Raw genomic sequence first — 23,934 nt, 5'->3', positions numbered from 1 at the left:
CACCCCAGTCTACGCCAGCCCCGGCCCTCGCCCAGGTCAGACCTCGGCGGCGCGGACCAGGGCCGCTTCGTCCGGGACCTCCCCGGCGGCGAGCGCGGCGACGAGGCGGCGGGCAACGCGGCCGATCGCGTCCCGCACCCGACGCCAGGCGGAAAGGGGCTGTCCCGAGGGGTCGGGAAAGCCAACGTGGAGGCGCAACGTCCGGGCCGGGTAGCTGGGGCAAGCCTCGGCGGCGGCGTCGCAGACGGTGAACACCAGGTCGAAGTTCCAGGGGTCCGGGACCTCGAAGAGGGTCTTGGAGACCTGGCCGGAGAGGTCGATCCCCACCTCGGCCATCACCCGCACCGCCTCCGGCTTGAGGCGGGTCTTCTCGGTGCCCGCGGAGTGGACCTCGAGCCAAAGCCCGGCCTCGTTGGCGAAATACCGGAGCCAGCCCTCGGCCATCTGGCTGCGCGCCGAGTTGTGGGTGCAGAGCACCAGCACCCGGAGCGGCTTTTTCTCGTTGTTTGGCTGCATTCGCCCGCCTTTTGGCAAACGAGCGCGGGGCGAACGCCCCGCGCCAATCGTCCCCTTCGCCTACTTGGGCTCGTTGGGCCAGGGACCGACGACGCCCTCGACGGCCCACTCCATCGTCTCCAGCTGGTGCTTGGTCAGACGCAGCCCGGAGGGCACCCGCAGCGTTCCCTGACGGTCCTTGATCGGGCCCTGGAAGGGATCGAAGGCGAGCTCGACGTCCTGCATCAGCCCGTGGAGCTTGGTCACCAGGTCGTAGACGCTCACCTCGCCGAAGATCGGGTGCTTGACCTTTTTAGCCTTCAAAACGGGGATGAACTTGGGGTTCACCGGAACGCCGAAGTCCGCGCCCAGCTCCACCGCCTTCTGGGGCAAGAGCCACCAGTAGTCGACGTCGGTGAGGTTCTTGGGGGTGTAGAGCCCGGCGTAGACCTTGGCCAGGAAGTCCTTGTAGATCTCCCCCCAGCGCACCAGCTGGCCGCTCACCACGTAGTCCGGGGCGAACTTGAGCATCGGCGAGTAGTGGGCGAACGAGGGCAGCTTGTGCTCCGCGGCGACCTGGACCACGGTCGGCGAGTCCTCGGTAAAGGCGAAGACGTCCGCGCCTTCCGCGACCAGCGCCTCGGTCGCCTCCTTGGCCGCGGCTGGGCTGTACCATTCGTAGATCCAGCGCACCAGGACCTTGGCGTTGGGGTTGACCGCCCGCACCCCCAGGGTGAAGGCGTTGATGTGCCGCTTCACCTCGGGAATCGGGAAGGCCCCGACGTAGCCGACCTTCCCGGTCTTGGTCAGCGCCCCGGCCATCAGGCCATTGAGGTAGTAGACCTGGTAGAAGTCCGCCATGTAGGTGGCGACGTTCGGCGCCCGCTTGAACCCGGTGGCGTGGGCGAAGATCACGTTGGGGTAGCGCTTGGCCGCGTCCAGCACCCCGTCCATGTAGCCGAAGCTGGTGGCGAAGATGACCTTCGTCCCCTGACGCACCAGCTGATCGATGACGCTGCCCACCTGCCCCTCGGGGACGCTCTCGACGTAGACCGTCTCCAGCCAGGGGAAGGCCTTCTCCGCCTCCTTACGGCCCACGTCGTGGGCGTGGGTCCAGCCGTAGTCGCCGATCGGCCCCACGTAGATCCAACCGGCCTTGAGCTTCCCCTGGGCCATCGCCAGGGACGCCAACACCAACAGCACCGCCAAAACCGCTCTCCTCATTCCCTCATCCTCCCCATTACTCGCGCTCGCCCCGCACGTAGGGGCGTCCCAGCGCCTCGGGCGCGCTCATGCGCACGCTCTTGGCCAAGGCGCTTAGGACCAAGAACACCACGGTGAAGGCGTACGGCATCATCTTCAAAAACTCCGGTGCCAAGAACGCCTGCCAGCGGAAGGCCAGGTGATAGAAGGCGCCGAACAACCAAGCCGCGAGGACCGCCCTGAGCGGGTCCCAGGCGGCGAAGATCACGATCGCCAGGGCGATCCAACCGAGCCCCGCGGTCATCCCCTCGGTCCAGGTGGGCCGGTAGGCGAGCGAGAGGTAGGCCCCAGCGACCCCGGCCATCGCCCCCCCGAAGGCGACCGCGAGGTAGCGCACCAGGATGACGTTGACCCCGAGGGCGTCGGCCGCGGCGGGGTTTTCGCCGACCGAGCGCAGGGTGATCCCGCCCCGGGTGCGGTAGAGGTAGGCCCAGAGCAACACCGCGGCGAACAGGGCGAGGTAGACGAGGAGGCTCTGACCGGAAAAGAGCCCCGGCCCCAGGATCGGGATCGCGGAAAGCCCCGGAAGGTCCACCTTCCCCAACGGCGCGGCCAGCGGCTTGCCCGCATACGGCTTGCCCCAGAGCCCGGAGAGGCCGAGCCCGACCATGGTCAGCGCCAGGCCCGAGACGTACTGGTTGGCGCGCAGGGTGATGGCGAAGAAGGCGTGCACCAGCGCGGCAAGCGTCCCCACCCCGGCGGCGACGAGGACGCCCAGCCAGGGGTGCTGGGTGGCGTCGGCGACGATGAAGCCAAAGAGCGCCCCGAGGATCATCATCCCCTCGACCCCGAGGTTGATCACCCCGGCGCGCTCGGCGACGAGCTCGCCTAGCGCGGCGATCAGCAAGGGCGCGGCAAAGGCCAGCCCCCGCCCCAGGGTGGAGATCAGCCAATCCTCAAGCACCGCGGCCTCCAAAGCGAATCCGGTAGTGGATGATCACCTCGGCGGCGATCAGGGCGAAGAGGATCAGCCCATTCGCCGCCTGCACCAGCTGGAAAGGAACCTGCAAGGCCACCTTGGCGACGTCCCCGGCGGCGAAGACGAAGCCCAAAAGGAGGCCGGTCAGGAGCGCCGCCAGGGGATTGTTGCGCGCCAGCCAGGCGACGATGATCGCGGTGTAGCCATACCCCAACGAGATCTGCAGGGGCGCCAGGAGGCGGTGGTGATGCCCGGCGACCTCGACGAAGCCAGCCAGCCCGGCCGCGCCCCCGGAGAGAAGGGCGATCCAGAGCAACGTCCTGGTCGCGCGCACCCCGGCGTAGCGAGCGGCCTCGGGGTTTTCACCGACCACCCGGGCCTCGAAGCCCAGCGCGGTGCGCTGCAGGATCCAGGCGAACGCCGCCGCGACCAGCACCGCGAGGACCAGGCCCGGCCAGGGCAACGCGGTGCCGGGCCAGAGCGGCAGCCAGGCGGCCTCCGGAAAGCGCTCGGTGTAGGCGAAGCCGAAGAGGCTCTTGCCCCGCCAGGGGCCGTGGATCAGCCAGTCCACCAGGTAGATCGCGATGTAGTTGAGCATCAAGGTGGTGATGACGTCGTTGACCTCGAGCCGGGCCTTGAGGTAGGCGGGCAGGGCCGCCCAGACCCCGGCCGCCAGGAACGCCGCCAGGCCCATCGCCAGCGGCATCCAGGGGAAGGTCAGGCCGGAAAAGAGCGCGACCCCGCTGGCGGCGATGGCTCCGACGAGGAGCTGCCCCTCGGCGCCGATGTTCCAAAACTGCGCCCGGAAGGCCAGCGCCAGCCCGGCCCCGGCCAGCGCCAGGGGGATGCTGCGCCGCAGCACCTCGGCGAGGCCCCGGGGATCGGCGAGCGCCCCGCGGTAGATCGCCCGCGCCGCCTCCAGCGGAGGCACGCCGTAGAGCGCAAGCAGCAGCAGGCTGACCAGGAGGGCCAGGGCCACCGCCGCGACCGAGATCCAAAAGACCCAGGCCCGGCTGACCTTCAAACGCGGCTCGAGCCTCACGCCGCCACCCCCGCCATCAACAGCCCCAGGCGTTCGAGCGTCGCCTCCTCCGGACGCAGCTCGGCCACGATCCGCCCTTCGAACATCACCAGGATGCGGTCGGAGAGGGCCAGGATCTCCTCCAGGTCCTCGCTGACCAAAAGGACCCCGGCGCCGCGCTCGCGCTCCTCGATCAAGAGCGTGTGCACCTGGCGCGCCGCCCCCACGTCGAGCCCGTAGGTGGGATGGGCCGCGACCAAGAGCCTGGGCCCGCCGTAGAGCTCCCGCGCCAGGATGACCTTTTGGATGTTGCCCCCGGAAAGGAGCCGCACCGGGGTCGCGAGGCTCGGGGTCTGGATGCGATAGCGGCGCACCGCCTCGATGGCGAAGCGCTCGATCTCGGATACGCGCAGCACCCCCCGGCGGGAGAAGGGCGGGCGCCGGTAATGCTTCAGGATCAGGTTCTCGGCGACCGAGAGCCGCCCCACCACGCCGCGGTGGGTGCGGTCCTCGGGAACGTGGGCCACCCCGGCCTCAAAAAAGGTCCGGGGGTCCTTTCGGGTGAGGTCCTGGGCCCCTAGCCGGATCCAGCCCCGCTCGGGGCGCCGGAGCCCGGTGAGGGCCTCGATCAACTCGCTCTGCCCGTTGCCAGCGACGCCGGCGACGCCGACGATCTCGCCCTCGCGGAGATTGAAGGTGACGTCCTTGACCGCGAAGTGGCCGCGGTCCCCCTTGACCCAAAGATCCTCGACGAAGAAGAACGGCGCGCCGGGGGCGCGGCGCTTCTCCAGCCGGGCCTCGGTCGCCGCCTCCCCGACCATCAGCCGGGCCAGGGTCTGGGTGTCCGCCTCGGCCACCGGCAGGCTGGCCACGACCCGCCCCTTCCGCAACACGGTGACCCGGTCGGCGACGCGCATCACCTCCTCGAGCTTGTGGGTGATGAAGATCACCGCGTGGCCGGCCTCGGTCATACGCCGCATGACGCGAAAGAGGCCCTCCGCCTCCTGGGGGGTAAGGACGCTGGTCGGCTCGTCGAGGATCAGGAGCTTGACCTCGCGGAGGAGCACCTTGAGGATCTCCACCCGCTGCTGCTCCCCCGCGGAGAGCTGCCAGACGTAAGCCTCGGGGTCCACGGGCAGGCCGTAGCGCTCGCCGAGCGCGCGGATCCTGGGCGCAAGCGCGCGGGCCGGCTGCCAGAGCGGCGCCCCCTCGAGCCCCAGGGCGGCGTTCTCGGCGACGGTGTGCTTTTTGACCAGCAAGAAGTGCTGCGGCACCAGCCCGATCCCCAGCCCCAGCGCCTCCTTGGGGGAGCGGATCGTGACCCGCTGCCCCCGGACCCGGATCTCGCCCTCGTCAGGCTGCAAGAGTCCGTAGAGGATCGAGACCAGGGTGCTCTTGCCCGCCCCGTTCTCCCCCAAGAGGGCGTGGACCTCCCCGGGGCAGACCTCGAGCGAGACCCGGTCGTTGGCCACGACCCCCGGAAAGCGCTTGACGATGTTCCTCACGGAAAGAAACGGCGGTTGCCCCCGGCACAGCGATGACGCCTCGGCCCCCTCCACGCGCCAAGGATACCCAAGGTTCGGGAAAATGCAACCTGGTATAATCCGGGATTAGAAGTAAACTGGTCCGACCTCTTTTTTATTTTCACAAGGCGGCGTCCGGATAGAGGGTCCGAAGCTCGGCCCAAAGCGCCTCGATGGTCGCGGCCGGGAGGCGGCAGGCCCCCTCCCGGCAAAGGTAGGCCCGGCCGGGCGCGCGCCCGGCGAGCAGGGGCACGGCGTCCCTGGGGCCGACCACGGTCGCGGTGAGGGGCAGGAAGGCTTGCCGCACCGCGTCCTCGAGCTGGGGCGCCGGGGTCACCAGGGCCAGCTCGCTGCCCTCGAGGGCCCGAAGGTGCGCCGAGAGGTGGGCGGCGAAACCAAGCGGGGCCCGTTGCATCGCGGCCTCGAGCCCCTTGAGCGCCCGCCGTGCCGTCTCCTGCCAAGCGGGCACGCCGAAGATCGCCCCGGCCTCGAGAAGAAAGGCCGCGGCCAGCGCGCTCCCCGAAGGCGTGGCCCCATCCACGGGGTCGGCGGGGCGGCCCAGCGGGGTGGCGCTTAGGGCGTCATAGAACCGCCCCGACTCGGGGTCGAAGAAGGCGTGGCTGGCCTTGGCCAGGGCACCGGCGGCCTCCAGCCAGCGCTGCCGGCCGGTCGCCGCGTGCAGCGCCAAGAGGCCCAGCCCCACCGCGGCCTGGTCGGCCAGGAAGGCCTCCTCGCGGCGCCGCCCCCGGCGCCAGGCGTGGCGCATTCGCCCGTCTTCGAAGAGCGCATCGAGCAAGAACGCGGCGCTGGCCTCGGCGGCCCGAAGGGCGTCCTCCCGCCCCAGCAGCCGACCGGCGACGGCGAGCGCGCGCAGCATGAGCCCGTTCCAGTCGGCGAGGACCTTGTCGTCGGCGTCGGGCCGGGGGCGGGCGGCGCGGGCCTGGCGAAGCCGCGCTTGCCACTCGGGATCGGGGGGCGCCTTGCGCACGAGGACGTTGACCCCGGCCTCCCAGTTGCCCTCGGGCCGCACGCCGTAGGCCTCGGCCGCGGCCGAGGCCGCCTCGCCGAGGACCTGCGTCCACGCTTCCCAGCGCCAGACGTAGTAGGCCCCTTCCTGGCCCGGTGGGCCGGCGTCGAGGGCGGAGATGAAGCCCCCCTCCTCGCCGCGCATCGCCTCGAGCACGAAGTCCAGGGTCGCCTCGGCGACCTCCAAAAGCCGCGCCTCGCCGCTCATGCGGTAGGCCCCGGCGTAGACCTCGATCAGCTGGGCGTTGTCGTAGAGCATCTTCTCGAAGTGCGGGACGTGCCAGAAGGCGTCGGTGCTGTAGCGGTGAAACCCCCCGCCCAGCTGGTCGAAGATCCCGCCGTCGGCCATCGCCCTCAGGGTGGCCAGGAGCATCGCGCGGGCCCGAGCCTCCCCCAGCCAGGCCCGCTCGAGGAGGTAGGCCAAGAGCGGCGCCTGGGGAAACTTGGGAGCGGTGCCAAACCCCCCGTGGTGGGGGTCGAAGGCCTGCTGGATCGCGGCCAGCGCCCGGTCGTGGACGCCGGCGTCGAGCGCCCCCTCGGCGGGGAGGACGAGCCCCTGCCCCAGCCCCTGGGCCAGCCTGGCCGCCTCGCGCTCCAGCGCCGCGCGCTCCTCCTGCCAGGCCCGGGCCACCGCCAAGAGCACCTCCTTGAAGCTCCTCAGCCCGCCCCGGCGCCTGGGAGGGAAGTAGGTTCCGCCGAAGAAGGGCAGGCCCTCGGGGGTCAAGAAGAGGTTCAGCGGCCAGCCCCCGGCGCCCCCGCTCATCCGCTGATAGGCGCGCATGTAGAGGGCGTCGACGTCCGGCCGCTCCTCGCGGTCCACCTTCACCGGAATGAAGGCGCGGTTCAAGATCGCCGCCACCTCGGGGTCGGAAAAGCTCTCCTCGGCCATCACGTGGCACCAGTAGCAGGTCGCGTAGCCGATGGAGAGGAAGATCGGCTTGCCTTCCCGCCGTGCCCGCAAGAACGCCGCTTCGCCCCAGGGGTACCAGTCGACCGGGTGGTTGGCGTGCTGCAAGAGGTAGGGGGAGGTCTCGTTGGCCAGTCGGTTCACGGTCGCTCCATTCTCGGCGCCCATCGGCAAAGGCGCCAGGAGCGGGGCCACATTGACCTAGGGGCGCCAGCCGGAGGGGGCCGCCTTCCAGGGCCCCTCGGCGGGGATCTCCAGGCGCACCAGCTTGGAAAGGGTGAGCGTCGCCGGGTAGGGGCGGGCGTTCTGCCTGGCCTTTTCGAGGACCTCGCTGAGGGCGTTGTGCAGGTCGATGAGGATCAGGTCCGCCTTCCAGGGTAAAAAGCCCTGGGGCAGGCTCGGCCGGTCGAAGCACGCGGGGGCGTAGCGGGCGCACCCGGGCCTGGCCTCGAGGCCCTCCTTGCCGTAGCGCAGCACGATCGGCCCCAGCTTCACCACCAGCCCCGCACGCAGGTGCCAGCGCCAGCTCCCCACCATCTCCGACCAGTAGCGCCGCGCTTCTCGGGTCCGGGGGGTGATGCTGTAGCGCCAGGCCCCCGGGGTCTGGGTGGCGTGGGAGCGGGTCTCGGTGATGCGAAAGAACCCGGCGGTGGGCACCTGCTCCGCGCCCGCCAGGAGGAGGGTCAAAAGGGCCACCCCCAGGATCCAGCGCATGCCCCCAGCCTAGACCGCCAGGGCTAGGACGCCGGGTCGTTTGACCCGGGCCGGGCCAGCCAGAGCCAGACCTCGCGGTTGCCCGCCTTGCCCGGCAAGGGGCTCTCCTTGGCCCCCAGGATGCGAAACCCGAGGGCCTCGGCGGCGCGCCGCACCCGCTCGAGCGCCGCCCGCCGCTGCGCCTCGTCGCGGACCACCCCGCGGTGCGCCCCGGGACCCAGCTCGAACTGCGGCTTGACCAGGACCAGCGCCTCGCCCCCCGGGCGCAACACGCGCCAAAGGGCGGGGAGGATCAGGGTGCTGGAGATGAAGGCGACGTCCAGCGTCGCCAGGTCCGCCGGCTCGGGCAGCGCGGTCAGGTCGCGGGCGTTGACCCCCTCCATCACCACCACCCGGGGGTCCGCCCGAAGCCGGGGGTGAAGCTGGCCGTGGCCGACGTCGAGCGCGTAGACCCGACGTGCCCCGCGCTCCAAGAGCACCTGGGTGAAGCCGCCGGTCGAGGCCCCGACGTCGACCGCGACCCGTCCCGCGGGGTTTACGCCGAAGGCCTCGAGCGCCCCCAACAGCTTGTAGGCTCCGCGCCCGACGTAGCGCTCGGGGGCCAGCACCTCGACCCGGTCCTCGGCTCCGACCGCATGGGCGGGCTTGTTGACCACCCGTCCGTTCACCCGCACCCGCCCCGAGCGAACCAGCGCCTTGGCCTTCTCCCGGCTCTCGGCCAGGCCGGCCTCCACCAGGTAGCGGTCCAGTCTCATACGAGCGCCCTCAGGACCTCGAAGAGGATCAGGGCAAAGATGCCCACCTCCACCGCCTGGGCCCGGGCGAAGTTCTGCTCCTCTGTGATCATCGCGTAGAGCGCGGAGAGGGCCTCGAGCTTTTCCCGGGCGGTCGTCGAGAGCTCGCGGGCCCCGTAGATCTCCGCCGCCGCGCGGTAGACCCGGGCGTAGAAGAAGTCCTCGGTGATCTTGAGCGCGGCCTCCATCCTGGCCTGGACCTCGACGACCTCGGCGTGCACCTGCATCAGCCGGCGGCGCAGCCGCTCGTAGTGGCGCCAGCGCCAGGGGGAGTAGGCCGCGAGCTCGTCGGGGAGCCGGGCCAGGTGCTGGGTCAGGAGGCGGTCGTAGTAGCCGAGCTCGAGGATCTCGGCGTGGACGAACTCCACCAGGTCGGCGACGTCCCAGACCCCCTCCGAGTCGTAGAGCAAAACCCGCTCGAAGCCGAGCAGGGCCAGGTCTTCCTCGGTGTAGGAGAAGGCCACCCGGGCAAGCTCCGCGCGCACCTGGGGGGAGAAGGGCTCCTCCTCGCCGAGGACCAGCGGGGCCAGGTCCAAGGCCTCGAAGAGGGCGCTCGCCGGGAGCGCCGGCTCCACCCCGACGAAGTGCAAGACGGAAAACTCCTCCTCGGCCAGGGTAGGGCTCGGGCGCACCCAGGCCGTGTTCAACGCCGCCCGCACCTCGGCGAGCGCGGCCTCGAAGACCGCGTCCTCGGGGTCCAGGGAGAGCGCCAGGCGCTTGACCTCGTCATACGCCTGGACGTCCCCTAGGGCCAGCTCGAGCCGCAAGGAGACCACGCCGAAGGAAAAGACCCGCGCCCGCAAGCGCCCCGGCAGGCCGGCGACGCGCGCCTTTCCGAGGTCCAGCTCCGCCGGGGGCTCGGCCAGCCGGATCGGGCTGCGCGCCCGGCCGAACGCCGCCCGCGGCCAGTCCAGTCGCGAAAGCTCGATCTCGTCGGCGACGTCGTAGAGCCGGTAGAAGGCCAGCTTGGGCTCAACCAGACGCATGGGCTTCGAGCAAAGCCTCAAGGGCCCGGCCGCGGTGGGAGTAGCCGGCCTTCTCCTCGGGGGTCATCTCCGCGAAGGTCTTGCCCGCCTCGGGGACGAAAAAGAGCGGGTCGTAGCCAAACCCCCCCTCGCCCCGGGGGGCCTCGAGGATCCGCCCCTCGACCTCGCCGCGATAGAGCTCGAGGTCGCCGTCGGGGTAGGCCAGGACCAGCACCGCGACGAACCGGGCCCCGCGCCGCTCGGGGGGGACCCCCTTGAGCCGTTCGAGCAGGTAGAGGTTGCGCTCGAGGTCGGTGGTGCGGCCACCAAAACGGGCGGAGTAGACCCCGGGCTCGCCGTCGAGGGCCTCGACCTCGAGGCCGCTGTCGTCGGCCAGCGCCGGGAGCCCGGTCTGCTTGGCGACGCTCGCGGCCTTGAGCAGGGCGTTGTCCTCGAAGGTCATCCCGGTCTCCTCGGGCAGCCGGACGTCGAACTCGGCCAGCGAGCGCAGCCGCCAGCCGAGGGGGGCGAGCCCCTTTTGCAGCTCCCGGAGCTTCCCCGGGTTGGTCGTCGCGACCACGACCTCCATTACCTTCTAGCCTACCCGCCCTTGAGCGCCGCGTGCACCCGGCGTACCAGCGAGGGCACGGTCTCCAACCCCAGCGCGACCATCCGCTCGTAGACCGTCCGGGGCACCGGTCGGCCCTCCCCGCCGCCGTGCACCTCGATCACGTCCCCCTCCCGGGTGGCGACGATCGTCAGATCGGCCCAGGCGTTCTCGTCCTCGACCTGGGTCAGGTCCAAGAGGACGCGCTCCCCGCCGAACCAGCCCAGGCTGACCGCGGAGAAGGGCAAAAGCGGCCAGTCCTCGAGCGCCCCCTCGCGCACCATCCGGTCCAGCGCCTGCCAAAGCGCGGCGTAGCCCCCGATCAGGCTCGCGACCCGGGTCCCACCGTCGGCCTGCAGGACGTCGGCGTCGACCACCACGGTCCTGCCCGGCAGCGCCTTGAGGTCCAGCGCGGCGCGAAAGGCGCGGCCCAGAAAGCGCTGCACCTCCTGGGTGCGCCCGCCGAGCTTGAAGCGCTCCCGCTGGGTGCGGATCCGGGTGGACCGGGGCAAAAGGTTGTATTCGACCATCAGCCACCCCGAGCGCCGGCCCACGTGGCGCGGGGTGCCCTCGCTGAGGGTGACCGTGGCCAGCACCCGGGTCTTTCCGAGCTCGACCAGGGCCGAGCCCTCGGCGTACTCGGCGTAGCCCGGGGTGATCGAGAGTGGCCTGAGGTCCAGGGGCCCGCGTCCGTCCTTTCGATTCATTATCTTCCTCCAAACACAACCGGTCCATCGTAAGCTGGTTTCATGGAAAAACCAAGCATAACAAAACTCGTCGAAGTTTTTGTTGAAGAGTGGTTTAGGCAAGCCAAATGTCTTGGTCGCAGCGTTATCGCAGTCAAATCGGGAGACGTTCACAAAGCATTGGGGCTTAAAAATCGAATGCCCGCGGTCGTTAATGCGCTGCGAAAACTCATGCGCGAAGAGCAGGGCGACTTTATAGCTAAAGCTCCTCCTAGCGGCCAAGGTTCCGACGTCATCGTGATCTACAGGCTTCCTCGCTAGACGTTGAAGAGCACCAGCATCACGTCGCCGTCCTGGACGACGTAGTCCTTGCCCTCGGTGCGCACCCAGCCCTTCTCCCGGGCCCGGGCCCAGCCCCCGGCCTCGACCAGCTTGTCCCAGGGGACGACCTCAGCGCGGATGAAGCCGCGCGCCATGTCGGAGTGGATCTCCCCCGCCGCCTGGGGGGCCTTGGTGCCCCGCCGCACGGTCCAGGCGCGGACCTCCTTCTCCCCGGCGGTGAAGAAGGTGACGAGGTCCAGCGCCCGGTAGCCGGTGCGGATCAGGCGGTGGAGGCCGGGCTCAGCGAGGCCGTAGGCCAAGAGCAGCTCCCGGGCCTCGGCCTCGGGGAGCTCGGCGAGCTCGGCCTCGAGCTTCGCGCTCACCACCACCAGCTCCGCCCCCTCCTCGGCGGCCCGGGCCCGCAAGGCCTCGACGTAGGGGTTCCCCTCGCCCTCGGGCAGGTCATCCTCGGCGACGTTGGCCACGTAGATCAGAGGCTTGGCGGTGATCAGCCCCAGCTGGCGGTAGAGCCCGGCGAGCTTCCTTTGGGCCTCCTCGCTCCCCGGCCGGTAGGTGCGCAGCGGCCGCCCCTCGCCGAGCCAGTCCACAAGCGGCGAAAGGAGCGCGAGCGTCTCGGCGTCGGCCTTGTTCACCCGGGCACTCTTTTGCAGCCGCTCCAAGCGACGCTCGAGCACCCCCAAATCGGCCAGGGCGAGCTCGGTGTGGATCGTCTCCACGTCGCGCAAGGGGTCCACGCTGCCCTCGACGTGGACCACGTTGGGGTCCTCGAAGGCCCGCACCACGTGGGCCACCGCCGCCACCTCGCGGATGTGGCCGAGGAACTGGTTGCCAAGCCCCTCGCCCTTGTGCGCCCCGCGCACCAGCCCGGCGATGTCCACGAACTCCACCGAGGTGGGGACGATCGGCGGGGTGCGCTCGCCCTTCTTGAAGACCGCGGCGAGCGCCTCCAGCCGCGGATCGGGGACCGGGACCACGCCGACGTTCTTCTCGATCGTCGCGAAGGGGTAGTTGGCGGCGAGCGCCCCGGCTTGGGTCAGGGCGTTGAAGAGGGTGGACTTCCCCACGTTGGGAAGGCCGACGATTCCGATACCAAGGTTCGGCATGCCAACCGCTTAGTATAGGGCAGGTGGAGGACAAAAGCGAACGCTACCGCGCCTTCGTCGAGGCCCATCCCTTCCGCTACATCGGACCGGTGACCTTCCGGGACCTGGGACGGGGGACGCCGATCCTCTTCCTGCACGGGATGGCCGGGGCCGGCGACATCTGGTTCCAGCAGATGCTGGCCCTCTCCAAGACCCACCGCGTGATCGCCCCCACCTACCCCTTCGGCTACGACCTGGGGTTCCACGTTCGCCGCGTCTTCGACGTGGTCAACCACCTCAAGATCGACACCTTCTACGTGGTGGGCAGCTCACTCGGCGGCTACATCGCCCAGTACCTGCTCTGGGCGGTGCCCCACCGGGTGCGCGGGGCGCTCTTGATGCACACCTTCCCCCCGCTCGAGGCCTTCGCCCGGCGCAACGCCCGCCTGGTCTTTTTGGCCAAGCTCCTCCCCTGGCCGGTCCTGCAGCAGACGCTCATCGCCCATACCCGCAAGGTCATCGTCCCCGCCGGGGACAACGACCCCTTTTTGGAGCGCTACCTGGTCGACAGCTACCGCCGCATGGACAAGCGCCTCTTCATCTCCCGGGCCAACGCGGTGACCGGCCTCTTCCCCAAGCCCGAGCCCAGCTGCCCGATCGGCATCTACGAGGCGGACAACGATCCCCTGCTCCCGGCGCCGGTCCGCGAGGCCCTCAAGGCCAGCTACCCCGGGGCCTGGGTCGAGACCCTCAAGGGCGGCGGCCACTTCTCCTACGTCAACCGTCCCGAGCCGGCGATCCAGGCGATCCGGCGTCTGGTCGCGTCTTGAGCCCGCCCTCGATCACGTAGGCTTCGTAGCCGTCGGCATCGAGGTAGAGCGCGGCCAGGCTGGACTTCTGCCCCAGCTGGCAGACCAGGGCGACGGGGCGGTCCTTGGGCAGGTCGTAGGCCTTCTTGGCGATCCGCTCCAACGGGAGGTTCAGCGCCCCCTCGAGGGGGGCCTTGCGGGCCTCCTCGGGGTCCCGGACGTCCACCAGAAGGTAGCGGTCGGGGGCCTTGAGGTAGGCCGCCCAGCTCAGCTTCCTCACACGGGCGATTTTAGCGTAGGCTAGGCTTGGGCTTTAGGGAGGTGCGTAGTCGTGCTCTTAGTCATCGGTGAAGCCCTGATCGAGCTCGAAGGCGGGGCTTCGTTCAAGGAAGGCGCCTTCTCCCCGCGCCCGGGCGGGACGGCGATGCGAGAAGCCCTGGCCGCGGCCGAGGCCGGGGCCAAGGTGCGTTTTCTCACCCGGGTGGGCCGCGACGCGGCCGGCGCCTGGATCAAGGAGACCCTCGCCGCCGCCGGGCTCGAGGCCCAGATCCAGGAAGATCCTCAGCACCCCACGAGCCTGGCCCTCAAAGGGCCGGACACCCTCTTCTACCGCGCCGCCGACGCCCAGCTCGACGCCGCCGGCGAGGTCTTCTTCGAGGGCGGCACCACCCTCCACGCCACCGCCTGGCCCTTCGGGCTGGACCCCGCCCGCACCCACGCGATCCAGACCTTCCGCGAGGGCATCCGCCGGGGGCTCGCCCTCTCCCTGGACCTCAACTACCACCCCCGGGCCTTCAAGGGCGACCTCTTCGAGGTCATCCGCCCCTTCATGCCCTTTAGCTACCTCAAGATCGACGAGGCCGCGGCCCGCGCGCTGGGGCTGAAGACCGGCGAGCTCTTCACCCTGGCCTCCACCGTGCTCTTCTTCCGCCAGGGCCGGATCAAGCTCCTCTCGCTGATGGACGAGTCCGAGCACGCCCTCCCCGACGCCAGCCCGGAGGCGATCTACGGCCGCTTCCTGGCCGCGGTGGACCGCGGCGCCGAGCCCGCCGAGGCCCTAGCCCGGGCGCTCCAGGCGACGGGCCAGAAAGAGGGCGAAGCCGCCGGTCATCAAGGCCATCAGGCCGAGGGCTAGGGGCACCGCCCCGATCCCCGAGGCCCCCACCCAGAGCCCGACGAGCGGCGGGAAGACCATGCCCCCGAAGCTCCCGGCGATCATCGCCGCGGCCACCACCCCGCCGCTCGGTCCCAAGACCCCCTGCATCCAGGCCATCGCCCCGGGAAAGACCGGGGCCAGGAAGAAGCCCGCGGCGGCGTAGCTCCAGCCCGCCCCCACCAGGAAAAAACCCCCGCCCACGGCCAAAAACGCGGCCAGGGCAAAGGGGCGCGAGGCCCCTCCCCAGCGCGCCCAGAAAAAGCGCCCGAGGGTCTGCATCCCCCAGTAGAGCCCGATCCAGAGGGCGAACGGCGCCCCCCGGACCTCGAGCTGGTAGGCACCCCAGTGCCCCCCGGAGACCTCGAGCCCCACGTAGAGGAAAAAGAAGGCCATGAACCCGGCCAGGGCCCGCCCCAGCGGCCCGGTGGCCTGGTTGCGCCCTTGGGTCTCGGCCAGCGGCGCGGCCAGGTAGAGCCCGGCGACGAAGCAGGCGAAAAGCGTCAGCAGCCAGAACACCCCGCTGCGCCCGGGCACCAGCGCCACCAGCGAGGGGCCGATCATCGAGCCCAGGCCATAGAAGGCGCTCTCCAGGTTGAAGACGAAAAAGCGCCGTTCGGGAAAGGCCGCGCCGAGGTAGGTGAGCTGGACGGTGTTGGTCCAGCCGAACCCGGCCCCGATCAGGCCGGCGGCCCCCAGGGCCAGTCCCCAGCTCGGGGAGAGCGCCAGCCCGATCGCCCCGATCCCCATCAGCACGGGACCGAGCACCAGCGCCCGGCGAAAGCCAAGCCGGGAAAGCAGCGCCCCCGAGAGCAGGGTAAAGAGGAGCATCCCCAGGAAGTGGGCGGAGACGATCGTGCCCACCGTCGAGACCGGGACCCCAAAGGCCTCGGAGAAGCGGGCAAAGAGCGGACCATACAGCGTCTGGGCGACGCCGAGGAGGGCGCCGCCCAAGAGCACCGGCGGGAGGACGCGGCGCACGGCCCTAGATTTCCTCCCGCGCCAGGTCGTTGAAGCGCACGTGGGCGGCGTGGAACTGCAGCTCCACAGTCCCGGTGGGGCCGTTGCGCTGCTTGCCGATGATGATCTCCGCGATCCCCGCCTTCTCCGAGTGGGGGTTGTAGTACTCGTCGCGGTAGATGAAGAGGACCAAGTCCGCGTCCTGCTCGATCGAGCCGGACTCGCGCAGGTCGCTGAGCATGGGCCGCTTGTTGGGCCGGCCCTCGACCGCGCGGGAGAGCTGGGAGAGGGCCACGACCGGGACCTCGAGCTCCCGGGCCAGGCCCTTGAGGCCGCGGCTGATCGCCGCGATCTCCTGCTGGCGGTTCTCGTTCTTGCCGTTGGCCACCGCCCCCGACATCAGCTGCAGGTAGTCGACGATGATCAGGCCAAGCCGGTGCTGGCTGTGCATGCGCCGCGCCCGGGCCCGGAGCTCGAGCAGCGAGAGGTCCGGGGTGTCGTCGATGTAGATCGGGGCCTCGGCGATCCGCCCGGCGACGTCCACCAGGCGCTGGAAGTCGCGCTCGGAGAGGCTGCCCTGGCGCAGCCGGTTCATGTCGATGCGCGCCTCCGAGGTTATCATCCGGGTCACCAGCTGCACCGCGGGCATCTCCAACGAGAAGATCCCCACCGGGGTGCCGTTGCGCAGCGCCGCGTTCTGGGCGATGGTCAGGGCGAAGGCGGTCTTCCCCATGCTGGGACGGGCGGCGATGATGTTCAGGGAGCCGGGCTCGAGCCCCCCGATCATCAGATCCAGCTCCTTGAAGCCGGTGCGCACCCCCTTGGGGGCGCCCTTGTGCTCGTAGAGCTCGTTGATGTACTCGAAGGTCTCGTGCACCAGCTCGCGGAGCGCAGCGTAGTCGCGCTGGTGGCCGTCCTTTTGCACCTCGAGGATCTTCTGCCCGGCGGCGTCGAGGATCTCCTCGAGGCTTCCGGCCTCCTCGTAGGCCAGCCGCATCACCTCGCCGGCGGCGGCGATCAACCGCCGCAGCGCCGCCTTCTCGGCGACGATCGCCGCGTAGTGCTCGGCGTAGGCCGCGGTGGGGGTCTGCTCGGCGAGCCCCACCAGATAGAGAGTGCCCCCGACCTCGTCCAGCGTCCCCTCGCGGCGCAGGGCCTCGGTGAGGGTGACCAGGTCCACCGGGTCGCCCTTGGCGGCGATCCGCTCCATCGCCCGCCAGATCTTCTGGTGCGCGGGCTTGTAGAAGGAGTCCGCGGTGAGCACCCCTTCGAGCCGTTCGAGCACCGAGGGATCGACGAGGACCGAACCCAGCACGCTGGCCTCGGCCTCCAGGTTATGCGGCAACACCCTGCCTTCCATAGCACCCCCGAGTTGGGAAAATCCGCCTTCAGCTTAATAGAAGACCGCCCCGGCCAGCGCCGACCGGGGCGGCAAGTGGGGCTTAAGCCTCAGCGCCCTTCGCCTCGGCCGGGGCCTCGTCCCCGCCCTGGGCCTCGCCCTCGGCCTCGCCGACGAAGACCCCCCGGCCCTCCTGATCGAGGACCCAGACCTTGAGGGTGATCGGCACCTCGGGGTGGGGCTTATAGACCAGCTCGTAGGCCCCGAGCTCCTTGATCGGTCGGCTCAGCGCCAGGCGCTTGGGGTCGATGGTGATGCCGTGCTGGGCCTCGAGCTCACGGGCGATGTCGCGGGCGGTGACCGAGCCGTAGATCTTGGTCTCGCCGGCCTTGACCTTGATCTTCAGGGTGATCGGCTCGAGCAGCTCCTTGAGCCGCTCGGCCTCCGCCTTACGCTCCGCCGAGCGCTTGGCCAGGGCCCGGATCTTGGCCTCCAGCGCGCGCATGTTGGACGCGGTCGCGGGCACCGCGTAGCCGCGGGGGAAGAGGTAGTTGCGGGCGTAGCCGGGCTTGACGTTGACCACGTCGCCGACGTCGCCGAGCTTTTCCACGGGTTCGAGCAGGATGACCTTCATCGTCGCCTCCTACTTCCGCACGAGCTTCTCGGTGAAGGGCACCAGGGCCATGATCCGCGCGCGCTTGATGGTCATCGCCAACCGGCGCTGGTGCTTGGCGCAGACCCCGGTGCGGCGGCGGGGCAGGATCTTGCCGGTCTCGGACATGAAGCGCTTGAGCATCCTCACGTCCTTGTAGTCGGTGATCTCCAGCTCCCCCTTGCAAAAGGGGCATTCCTTGGGCTTGCGGTACCTCTTGGGTTTCGCGGCTTTCTTCGCGCTCATCGTTGCTCTCCTCTAAAAGGGAAGGTCCTCTTCGGGCGGGAACTCCTCAAGGCCCTCTTCCAGATCCACGCCCCCGCTCGGCGCCGCGGGCTCCGCGACCCGGGCCAGCTTCTCAATGCGCTGCGCCTCGACGCGGGTGGCGAAGCGCCGGCTGCCGTCGGCCGCGGTCCAGGACTCGTTGACCAGGCGGCCGAAGACCAGCACCGGGGTGCCCTTCTTCAGCTCCCCGGCCCACTCGGCGAGCTCGCGCCAGGCGACGACGTCGACGAAGTGGGTCTTCTCCTGCTCCTGGCCGCGGGTGGTGAAGGTCTCGTTGACCGCGACCCCGAGCTTGGCCACCGCGGTGCCCTGCGGCGTGTAGCGCAGGTCCGCGTCGCGGGTGAGGTTGCCGATCAGGACCACCTGGTTGACCGCGTCGGTCATCCGCTCCTGGCCCCGGGCGTCGGCGACGGTGCGGCCCTCCTTGGGCTCGAGCACCTCGATGCGGTCCACGCGCACGTCGAGGGCGCTGCGGCGCTGCCCCTCGGCGCTGTCCCAGCTGCGGTAGTCGAGCCGCCCGTCGACGAAGACCGGCACCCCGGCCTTGAGCTGCTCGGCAAAAAGCTCGGCGTAGCGCCCGAAGAGCTTGACCCGGTGGTACCAGGGGAACTCCCGGACCTCGCCGCCCTCGGTCGTGACCTTGTCCTGCCCGGCGACCGTGGCCTCGAGCACCGCGAGCCCCCCGGGGGTGTAGCGCAGCTCCGGGGTCTGGGTGACGGTCCCCAGGAGCATGACCCGATTCAGACCTTTGGCCATACCTACAACTCTACTGTTTCTTGGTCCGCCACTCCGGGCGATCCTTGACGATCATCACCCGGCGCACGTTGTCGCGGATCAAAAGCTCGGATTCCAGCGGCTTGACCTCGGCCCCGGGCATCTCCACGGTGTAGAAGATGTAGTAGCCCTCGGTGTCCTTCTCGATGGGGTAGGCGAGCCGCCGGTTGCCCCACTCGTCGACGGCCTTGACCGTGGCCTGGTGCTTTTCCAGGGCGCGCTCGATGATGTCCTTTTCCAGCTTGAGCTTTTCCGGTTCCAGGTTGGGGTTGAGGATCAACCCCACTTCGTACGTTGCGTTTGCCACAACACCACCTCCCATGGCCTGATGGCTTCGGGCCTTACCCGAAGCAGGAAGGGCCAAGCAAGGAGTATAGCACACCGCTTGCCAAAGCCCCGAGGCCTGAATAAACTGACGGCAAGATGCAGGCCCTCGCCCTTCGCCGCTGGTGGCCCGGGTAGCCCGGGGGCGGCGCGGGCGTGCCCTCGGGGCGTTGGGATCCCGGGGCCTTTTTCTTTTAGGAGACCGCGATGAAGACCACGATCGTGCACCGCACCCTGCTCGCCGACCTCGAGACCCCGGTCGGCGCCTACCTCAAGCTCGCCGAGAAGACCACCCCGAGCTTCCTTTTGGAGTCGGTCGAGGCCGGCAAGCGCTGGAGCCGCTACTCGATCATCGGGGTCGGCGCCCGCCGCACCTTCCGCCTCAAGAACGGCGTCTTCACCATCAACGGCGAACCGGTGGAGACCGCGGACCCCTTGAAGACGCTCTATACCGCGGTGCACCGGGAGGTCGAGGCGGCGCTGCCCCTGCCCCCCTTCTTCGGCGGCGCGGTGGGGTACGCGGCCTACGACCTGATCCGCCACTACGAGGCCCTCCCCGACGAAAACCCCGACGACCTCGCGGCCCCCGACCTGCTCTTCGTGGAGCCCGAGGTCACTGCGGTCTTCGACCACTTCAAGCAGGTGCTGCACCTCCTGGCCCCGGCGGTCGGCGGCGGCGTGAGCGCGATCAAGGAGGCCCGCGAGCGCCTGGCCTGGGCCGAGGCCCGGCTCAAGGGCCCCCTCCCCGGCGTCCCCGGCGAGCAGGGCGGGCGGCGGCACGCGTTTTCGCCCTGGATGACCCGGGAGGCCTTCCTCGAAGCGGTCGAGCGGGCCAAGGCCCACATCTACGCCGGCGACATCTTCCAGGTCGTCCCCTCGATCCGCTACAGCGCCGCGCTCGGGGTGCACCCCTTTGCGATCTACCGGGCGCTGCGCACCGTCAACCCCAGCCCCTACATGGGCTACCTGGACCTCGGCGAGGTGACGCTGGTCTCGGCGAGCCCGGAGAGCCTCTTGCGCTCGGACGGGACGAAGGTCGTCACCCGGCCGATCGCCGGCACCCGCCCCCGGGGGAGGACCGAGGCCGAGGACCAGGCCCTCGCCGAGGAGCTCCTGGCCGACGAAAAGGAGCGCGCCGAGCACGTGATGCTGGTGGACCTCTCGCGCAACGACATCGGCCGGGTGGCCCGCCACGGCAGCGTCAAGGTGCCGGAGCTGATGGTCGTCGAGCGCTACTCCCACGTGATGCACATCGTCTCCACCGTCGAGGGGGTGTTGCAGCCGGACAAGACCCCCCTCGACGCCCTGGCCAGCGTCATCCCCATGGGGACGATCTCCGGGGCGCCGAAGATCCGGGCGATGGAGATCATCGAGGAACTCGAGCCCCTGCGCCGCGGCCCCTACGGCGGATCCTTTGGCTACTTCGCCTACGACGGCCACATGGACATGGCGCTGACCTTGCGCACCTTGGTGATCAAGGACGGCCGGGTGCACGTCCAGGCCGGCGCCGGCATCGTCGCCGACTCCGATCCCGAGCGCGAGTACGAGGAGATCCAGAACAAGGCGAAGGCGATGATGCGCGCGGTCGCGATGGCGGAGCGTGGGGTGTGGGAAGTAGGAGGTGGGGGGTAGGTAATGGCGGAAAAGCGTGGCGGGCTCGCGAGCATCAACCTGGGAAACCTCGAGGTTTGGCAGGAGGCGATGGAGCTGGCCGAGGCCATTTACCGCATCACCCATGACTGGCCGGACCAAGAACGCTACGGTTTGATCGCTCAGAGCCGACGGGCAGCGGTATCGGTACCCGCCAACATCGCTGAAGGCGTGGGGCGCAACCGTCCCGCCGAGCGCAGCCGGTTCGGCCAGATCGCGCTCGGCTCACTCTACGAGCTCGACACCCTTTTGGAGCTCGCCTATCGCCTGGGCTTTATGACGGATATGGAATTCGCCGCCGTGGACCGGAAGATCGCACGCCTGGCAAAGCGTCTACAGGCTTACGTGCTGCACTGGAGGGAAACATGATCGAAAACCATACCCACACCCCATCCCCCACCTCCCATCCCCCACGCCCCACCCCCCACCTCCTCATCATCGACAACTACGACTCCTTCACCTACAACCTCGCCGACTACCTGGGCCAGCTGGGGGCCAGGCTCACCGTCTGGCGCAACGACGCCTTTGCCCTCGAGGACGTCGCCGCGCTCGACCCCGACGGGGTGGTGATCGGCCCCGGCCCGGCCACCCCGGAGGCCGCGGGACTCTCCATCCCCCTGATCCAGCGCTACTCCGGCACCTACCCGATCCTCGGGGTCTGCCTCGGCCACCAGGCGATCGGCGCCGCCTTCGGCGCCCGGGTGCGCCCCAGCGGCCACCCCATGCACGGCAAGACGAGCCCCATCTTCCACCAGGGCGGGCCGCTCTACGCCGAGCTGCCCAGCCCCTTTACCGCGACCCGCTACCACTCGCTGGTGGTCGAGGACCTGCCCCCGGCGCTGATCGCCGAGGCCGTCAGCAAGGACCCTTGGGGGGAGACGCTGCAGGGCCTCAGGCACCGCGAGCACTCCACCTTCGGCGTGCAGTTCCACCCCGAGAGCATCCTCACCGGGGTGGGGCTCAAGCTTTTGGAGAACTTTCTGGCCATCGTGAACGAGGCGAAGAGGAGGTAAGGGCATGGACGCGCTGAAAAAGATCTTCGAAGGCGAAACCCTCAGCGAGGACGAGGCCTACCGGCTGATGCAGGCGGTGATGCGGGGGGCGCTCGGCGAGGCCGAGCTCGCGGGGATGCTGATCGGGCTCAAGCTGCGCGGCGAGCGCGAGGCGGAGATCGCCGGCTTTGCCCGGGCGATGCGCGAGGCGGCGCGGCCGGTCGCGCTGCCCTTCCCCGTCCTCGACGTCGTGGGCACCGGCGGCGACGGCCTGGGCACCTTCAACATCTCCACCGCCAGCGCCCTGGTCGCCGCGGCCGGCGGCGCCAAGGTGGCCAAGCACGGGAACCGGGCGGCGAGCTCGCGCTCGGGCTCGGCGGACGTCCTGGAGGCCCTGGGGGTGGCGATCGAGCTCGGCCCCGAGGCCGTGGCCCGGGTCATCGAGGAGGTGGGGGTGGGCTTCCTCTTCGCCCGCAGCTTCCACCCCGCGATGCGCCACGTCGCCCCGGTGCGCGCGGCGCTCAAGGTGCGCACCGTCTTCAACCTGCTCGGGCCGCTCACCAACCCGGCCCGCCCCGCCTACTTCCTACTCGGGGTCTACGACCCGGCCCTGGTCAGGCCCATGGCTGAAGCCCTAAAGGCCCTCGGGGTGCGGCGGGCGCTGGTGGTCCACGGCGAGGGGGCCGACGAGCTGGTCCTCGGCGCCAACCAGGTCGCCGAGCTCAAGGACGGCGAGATCACCACCTACACCCTCGACGTCCGCGACCTCGGCCTTGCCCCGGCGCCGCTTTCCGCGCTCAAGGGAGGGACCCCCGAGGAGAACGCGGCCCTGATCCGAAAGCTCCTCGCCGGCAAGGCCCGGGGCCCGGCGCGGGACGTGGTGGCGCTGAACGCTGGGGCCGCCCTCTACGCCGCCGAGCGGGCCCCCAGCCTGGCCGAGGGGGTGCGGCTGGCCGGGGCGCTCCTCGACGCCGGCGCGCCGCTGGAGGTGCTCGAGCGCCTCGCCGCGGCCACTAAGGCCGCGCAAGGTTGAAGGTCAGCACGGCCCGGTAGCCGTCTTTCGGCTCCCCGGGACCGAGCGCCACCGAGAGCGGAAAGACGAAGCGCGCCGGCCCCCTTCCCTTCGCCACCCGCTGGGGCAGGCTGGAGAGCGGCCGGCCGCCCAGAGAGAGCCGCGAAGGCGGCAGGGTGATGGGCCCGCTGAGCGGGGTGGCCTGGACGAAGAGCGTCCAGGCGGTGTTGGCGATCACCCGCACCTCGACCTCGTCGGGGATCACCCGCCCGTCCTCGACCCGCACCGGCAGCCGCCCGCCGGGCTGGCCGTTGACGTAGAGCATCAACACCTCGGGAATCTTGACCCGAACCGTGGTGGTGGCGCTTGGCGAGAGCGCCCCCGATGAACCGATGACCAATAACGCGGCGAGTAAGGTTGCGATCCAATATGCCCGCACCCCGACCACCTCCTTTCGTGGACGGGGTGCAACCGGGCAGGGCACACGGGGAAGGAAACGTTCCGTGCGTCCGGCCGGTTGCACCACTGGCTCCCCGCGCCACCCTGGTGCCCACCTTTGGCGGGCGCGGATCATCGCCTCCGAACGCAGGCCTCGCCTTCGAGGCCCAACTCGAGGATACGCCCCAGACCTCCCGAAGGGACCCCCCATTTGGACCCCCCCAAATGGGGGGTGACGGCCTCCACCCGCCGCCCTAAGATGAGCCCCGATGAGCCGTGGGAGGCGATGACCCCCGGAATCCCAAGACGGGCGCCAAGGGACCGGGGCGAGCCAGTGGCGCGACCGGCTTACGGCCTCTTCACCGGAGGTGGGAGATGATGAAGAGGCTGTTTTTGCTTTTGGGGTTGATGAGCGCGAGCTTGAGCTTTGCAGCACCGTCAACAAATCAAAGCCATAACTGGAACATAACATTCGATCAGTTTGCCTACATTTGGATAAACGTGGGCGATTTGAGCTTCGATTTCACTCAAAACCCCCTTGGTACTATTAATGTAGGCAACTTGGCGAGCTTATCCGATGTTTACGAGGGCACGCAGTCTGGTTTTGAAGCGTGCATTAGCGCCCCATCTTTCGGAAGTAGCACAACCACCTACAACGCCACACTCTCTAATACAAGCTCTACAGCTACCTGTTACTTTGCACCCGTAATTGGTAGCGGCGGATCCAACTACGACGCCTCCTACGACGATCCAGACACGACCAGCGAAGATTTTGATAATGAGGCCGATGCGGACCTCTTGGTACTGACCTACGACACGGGGTGGACTCTTAGTGCAGAAGTGGATACCAGTGCGGGCGCAATCCCTAATGGCATTGATTTAATGTTGTACCCGTATGCTTGGGATCCAGAGGAAGGTACTGAAGGTACTCTTGAGGATACCACCGGGACTAATAAAGGTCTAAGCGATGGTAAAGCGCTTAGCTCCTCGACGACTTCAGTAACCATTTCTACTGGCTTCGGTAGTGGGTCTGATCCAAACGCTTACCGCGTCAAGCTCTCAAGTGGCATTTCTCCTTTTCTTTACATGCAGCCGCTTAACTTTGCACTCAAAGTGGATTTCGCAACCGCATTAAACTCTGGCAATGTTAATAACACGATCACCGTCAAGTACACGATCAGCAACCCGTAAAGGAACTCTGC

Annotated in this window: 27 protein-coding genes, 1 pseudogene and 1 riboswitch; of the genes and pseudogenes, 8 read left to right on the top strand and 20 right to left on the bottom strand. The window is 69.3% G+C overall.

Features of this window, described 5'->3' with window-relative positions:
- Positions 1-36: 36 nt before the first annotated feature.
- The 11 genes from ACZ48Y_RS08385 to rph all read right to left on the bottom strand — a co-directional run bounded on the left by ACZ48Y_RS08385 (position 37) and on the right by rph (position 10,941).
- Complete coding sequence (locus ACZ48Y_RS08385; RefSeq protein ID WP_464740304.1) at positions 37-516, bottom strand: arsenate reductase ArsC; 480 nt, start codon at positions 514-516, stop codon at positions 37-39.
- 60 nt (positions 517-576) lie between these two features.
- Entirely contained in the window at positions 577-1,719 is a 1,143-nt protein-coding gene (locus tag ACZ48Y_RS08380; RefSeq protein ID WP_464740302.1) for a BMP family ABC transporter substrate-binding protein, read from the bottom strand.
- 16 nt (positions 1,720-1,735) lie between these two features.
- Positions 1,736-2,662, bottom strand: coding sequence for an ABC transporter permease (locus ACZ48Y_RS08375; protein ID WP_464740300.1), 927 nt, complete (start codon positions 2,660-2,662; stop codon positions 1,736-1,738).
- Positions 2,655-3,719: an ABC transporter permease gene (locus tag ACZ48Y_RS08370; RefSeq protein WP_464740298.1), complete on the bottom strand. Its 1,065-nt coding sequence runs from the start codon at positions 3,717-3,719 to the stop codon at positions 2,655-2,657. Before ACZ48Y_RS08370 ends, ACZ48Y_RS08375 begins: the two co-directional genes overlap by 8 nt.
- Positions 3,716-5,203, bottom strand: a complete 1,488-nt coding sequence (locus ACZ48Y_RS08365) for an ABC transporter ATP-binding protein (RefSeq protein WP_464740296.1) — start codon at positions 5,201-5,203, stop codon at positions 3,716-3,718. The genes ACZ48Y_RS08370 and ACZ48Y_RS08365 overlap by 4 nt, the downstream gene beginning before the upstream one ends.
- A 139-nt stretch (positions 5,204-5,342) precedes the next feature.
- Positions 5,343-7,298, bottom strand: a complete 1,956-nt coding sequence (locus ACZ48Y_RS08360) for a thioredoxin domain-containing protein (protein ID WP_464740294.1) — start codon at positions 7,296-7,298, stop codon at positions 5,343-5,345.
- 57 nt (positions 7,299-7,355) lie between these two features.
- Complete coding sequence (locus tag ACZ48Y_RS08355; RefSeq protein WP_464740292.1) at positions 7,356-7,868, bottom strand: hypothetical protein; 513 nt, start codon at positions 7,866-7,868, stop codon at positions 7,356-7,358.
- A 23-nt stretch (positions 7,869-7,891) separates the two neighbouring features.
- Positions 7,892-8,623 carry a TlyA family RNA methyltransferase gene (locus tag ACZ48Y_RS08350; RefSeq protein WP_464740290.1) on the bottom strand — a complete coding sequence of 244 codons (732 nt, stop codon included), beginning with the start codon at positions 8,621-8,623 and terminating at the stop codon, positions 7,892-7,894.
- A complete protein-coding gene (locus ACZ48Y_RS08345; RefSeq protein WP_464740288.1) occupies positions 8,620-9,648 on the bottom strand; it encodes a hypothetical protein in 1,029 nt (342 codons plus the stop codon). The genes ACZ48Y_RS08350 and ACZ48Y_RS08345 overlap by 4 nt, the downstream gene beginning before the upstream one ends.
- Positions 9,635-10,216 (bottom strand): XTP/dITP diphosphatase, encoded by a 582-nt coding sequence (locus ACZ48Y_RS08340; protein WP_464740286.1) that lies wholly within the window; start codon positions 10,214-10,216, stop codon positions 9,635-9,637. Before ACZ48Y_RS08340 ends, ACZ48Y_RS08345 begins: the two co-directional genes overlap by 14 nt.
- Before the next feature lie 11 nt (positions 10,217-10,227).
- The gene (gene rph / locus ACZ48Y_RS08335; RefSeq protein WP_464740284.1) at positions 10,228-10,941 is read right to left on the bottom strand and encodes a ribonuclease PH; all 714 of its coding nucleotides are present in this window, start codon (positions 10,939-10,941) and stop codon (positions 10,228-10,230) included.
- 42 nt (positions 10,942-10,983) lie between these two features.
- Here rph and ACZ48Y_RS08330 point away from each other — a divergent pair, with 42 nt between their 5' ends.
- Positions 10,984-11,241, top strand: coding sequence for an HNH endonuclease (locus tag ACZ48Y_RS08330; protein WP_464740282.1), 258 nt, complete (start codon positions 10,984-10,986; stop codon positions 11,239-11,241).
- On the opposite strand, the gene ychF is transcribed toward ACZ48Y_RS08330, so the two are convergent.
- Complete coding sequence (gene ychF, locus ACZ48Y_RS08325; RefSeq protein WP_464740280.1) at positions 11,238-12,365, bottom strand: redox-regulated ATPase YchF; 1,128 nt, start codon at positions 12,363-12,365, stop codon at positions 11,238-11,240. The genes ACZ48Y_RS08330 and ychF overlap by 4 nt on opposite strands.
- A 23-nt stretch (positions 12,366-12,388) precedes the next feature.
- On the opposite strand from ychF, the gene ACZ48Y_RS08320 reads away from it, so the two are divergent.
- Positions 12,389-13,174 (top strand): alpha/beta fold hydrolase, encoded by a 786-nt coding sequence (locus ACZ48Y_RS08320; RefSeq protein WP_464740278.1) that lies wholly within the window; start codon positions 12,389-12,391, stop codon positions 13,172-13,174.
- Here ACZ48Y_RS08320 and ACZ48Y_RS08315 read toward each other — a convergent pair.
- Positions 13,122-13,433 carry a rhodanese-like domain-containing protein gene (locus tag ACZ48Y_RS08315; protein WP_464740276.1) on the bottom strand — a complete coding sequence of 104 codons (312 nt, stop codon included), beginning with the start codon at positions 13,431-13,433 and terminating at the stop codon, positions 13,122-13,124. The genes ACZ48Y_RS08320 and ACZ48Y_RS08315 overlap by 53 nt on opposite strands.
- 51 nt (positions 13,434-13,484) lie before the next feature.
- On the opposite strand from ACZ48Y_RS08315, the gene ACZ48Y_RS08310 reads away from it, so the two are divergent.
- The gene (locus ACZ48Y_RS08310) at positions 13,485-14,288 is read left to right on the top strand and encodes a carbohydrate kinase family protein (protein WP_464740274.1); all 804 of its coding nucleotides are present in this window, start codon (positions 13,485-13,487) and stop codon (positions 14,286-14,288) included.
- Here ACZ48Y_RS08310 and ACZ48Y_RS08305 read toward each other — a convergent pair.
- The 6 genes and pseudogenes from ACZ48Y_RS08305 to rpsF form a co-directional block, all read right to left on the bottom strand.
- The gene (locus ACZ48Y_RS08305) at positions 14,211-15,287 is read right to left on the bottom strand and encodes an MFS transporter (RefSeq protein ID WP_464740272.1); all 1,077 of its coding nucleotides are present in this window, start codon (positions 15,285-15,287) and stop codon (positions 14,211-14,213) included. The two genes, ACZ48Y_RS08310 and ACZ48Y_RS08305, sit on opposite strands and share 78 nt — an antisense overlap.
- A 4-nt stretch (positions 15,288-15,291) precedes the next feature.
- Positions 15,292-16,626: a replicative DNA helicase gene (gene dnaB / locus ACZ48Y_RS08300; protein ID WP_464740270.1), complete on the bottom strand. Its 1,335-nt coding sequence runs from the start codon at positions 16,624-16,626 to the stop codon at positions 15,292-15,294.
- A 172-nt stretch (positions 16,627-16,798) separates the two neighbouring features.
- A pseudogene (rplI, locus tag ACZ48Y_RS08295) lies at positions 16,799-17,239 on the bottom strand (50S ribosomal protein L9); the annotation flags it as partial.
- A 9-nt stretch (positions 17,240-17,248) separates the two neighbouring features.
- Positions 17,249-17,503 (bottom strand): 30S ribosomal protein S18, encoded by a 255-nt coding sequence (rpsR, locus tag ACZ48Y_RS08290; protein ID WP_464740268.1) that lies wholly within the window; start codon positions 17,501-17,503, stop codon positions 17,249-17,251.
- 12 nt (positions 17,504-17,515) lie between these two features.
- Positions 17,516-18,298: a single-stranded DNA-binding protein gene (locus tag ACZ48Y_RS08285; protein ID WP_464740266.1), complete on the bottom strand. Its 783-nt coding sequence runs from the start codon at positions 18,296-18,298 to the stop codon at positions 17,516-17,518.
- A gap of 10 nt (positions 18,299-18,308) precedes the next feature.
- A complete protein-coding gene (gene rpsF, locus ACZ48Y_RS08280; protein WP_464742896.1) occupies positions 18,309-18,638 on the bottom strand; it encodes a 30S ribosomal protein S6 in 330 nt (109 codons plus the stop codon).
- A 209-nt stretch (positions 18,639-18,847) separates the two neighbouring features.
- Here rpsF and trpE point away from each other — a divergent pair, with 209 nt between their 5' ends.
- The 4 genes from trpE to trpD are packed head-to-tail and all read left to right on the top strand — an operon-like array spanning position 18,848 to position 22,315.
- Positions 18,848-20,272, top strand: coding sequence for an anthranilate synthase component I (gene trpE, locus ACZ48Y_RS08275; protein WP_464740264.1), 1,425 nt, complete (start codon positions 18,848-18,850; stop codon positions 20,270-20,272).
- 3 nt (positions 20,273-20,275) lie between these two features.
- Positions 20,276-20,659 carry a four helix bundle protein gene (locus tag ACZ48Y_RS08270; protein WP_464740262.1) on the top strand — a complete coding sequence of 128 codons (384 nt, stop codon included), beginning with the start codon at positions 20,276-20,278 and terminating at the stop codon, positions 20,657-20,659.
- The gene (locus ACZ48Y_RS08265; RefSeq protein ID WP_464740260.1) at positions 20,656-21,303 is read left to right on the top strand and encodes an anthranilate synthase component II; all 648 of its coding nucleotides are present in this window, start codon (positions 20,656-20,658) and stop codon (positions 21,301-21,303) included. Before ACZ48Y_RS08270 ends, ACZ48Y_RS08265 begins: the two co-directional genes overlap by 4 nt.
- 4 nt (positions 21,304-21,307) lie before the next feature.
- Positions 21,308-22,315 (top strand): anthranilate phosphoribosyltransferase, encoded by a 1,008-nt coding sequence (trpD, locus tag ACZ48Y_RS08260; protein ID WP_464740258.1) that lies wholly within the window; start codon positions 21,308-21,310, stop codon positions 22,313-22,315.
- On the opposite strand, the gene ACZ48Y_RS08255 is transcribed toward trpD, so the two are convergent.
- Positions 22,296-22,694 carry a hypothetical protein gene (locus ACZ48Y_RS08255; RefSeq protein WP_464740256.1) on the bottom strand — a complete coding sequence of 133 codons (399 nt, stop codon included), beginning with the start codon at positions 22,692-22,694 and terminating at the stop codon, positions 22,296-22,298. The genes trpD and ACZ48Y_RS08255 overlap by 20 nt on opposite strands.
- 102 nt (positions 22,695-22,796) lie before the next feature.
- A riboswitch (cyclic di-GMP riboswitch) is annotated at positions 22,797-22,884 on the bottom strand.
- A gap of 226 nt (positions 22,885-23,110) precedes the next feature.
- On the opposite strand from ACZ48Y_RS08255, the gene ACZ48Y_RS08250 reads away from it, so the two are divergent.
- Positions 23,111-23,923: a hypothetical protein gene (locus ACZ48Y_RS08250; RefSeq protein WP_464740254.1), complete on the top strand. Its 813-nt coding sequence runs from the start codon at positions 23,111-23,113 to the stop codon at positions 23,921-23,923.
- Positions 23,924-23,934 lie beyond the last annotated feature (11 nt).

The organism is Rhabdothermus arcticus (assembly GCF_055382915.1).
This window is presented reverse-complemented; position numbering and strand designations above follow the sequence as displayed.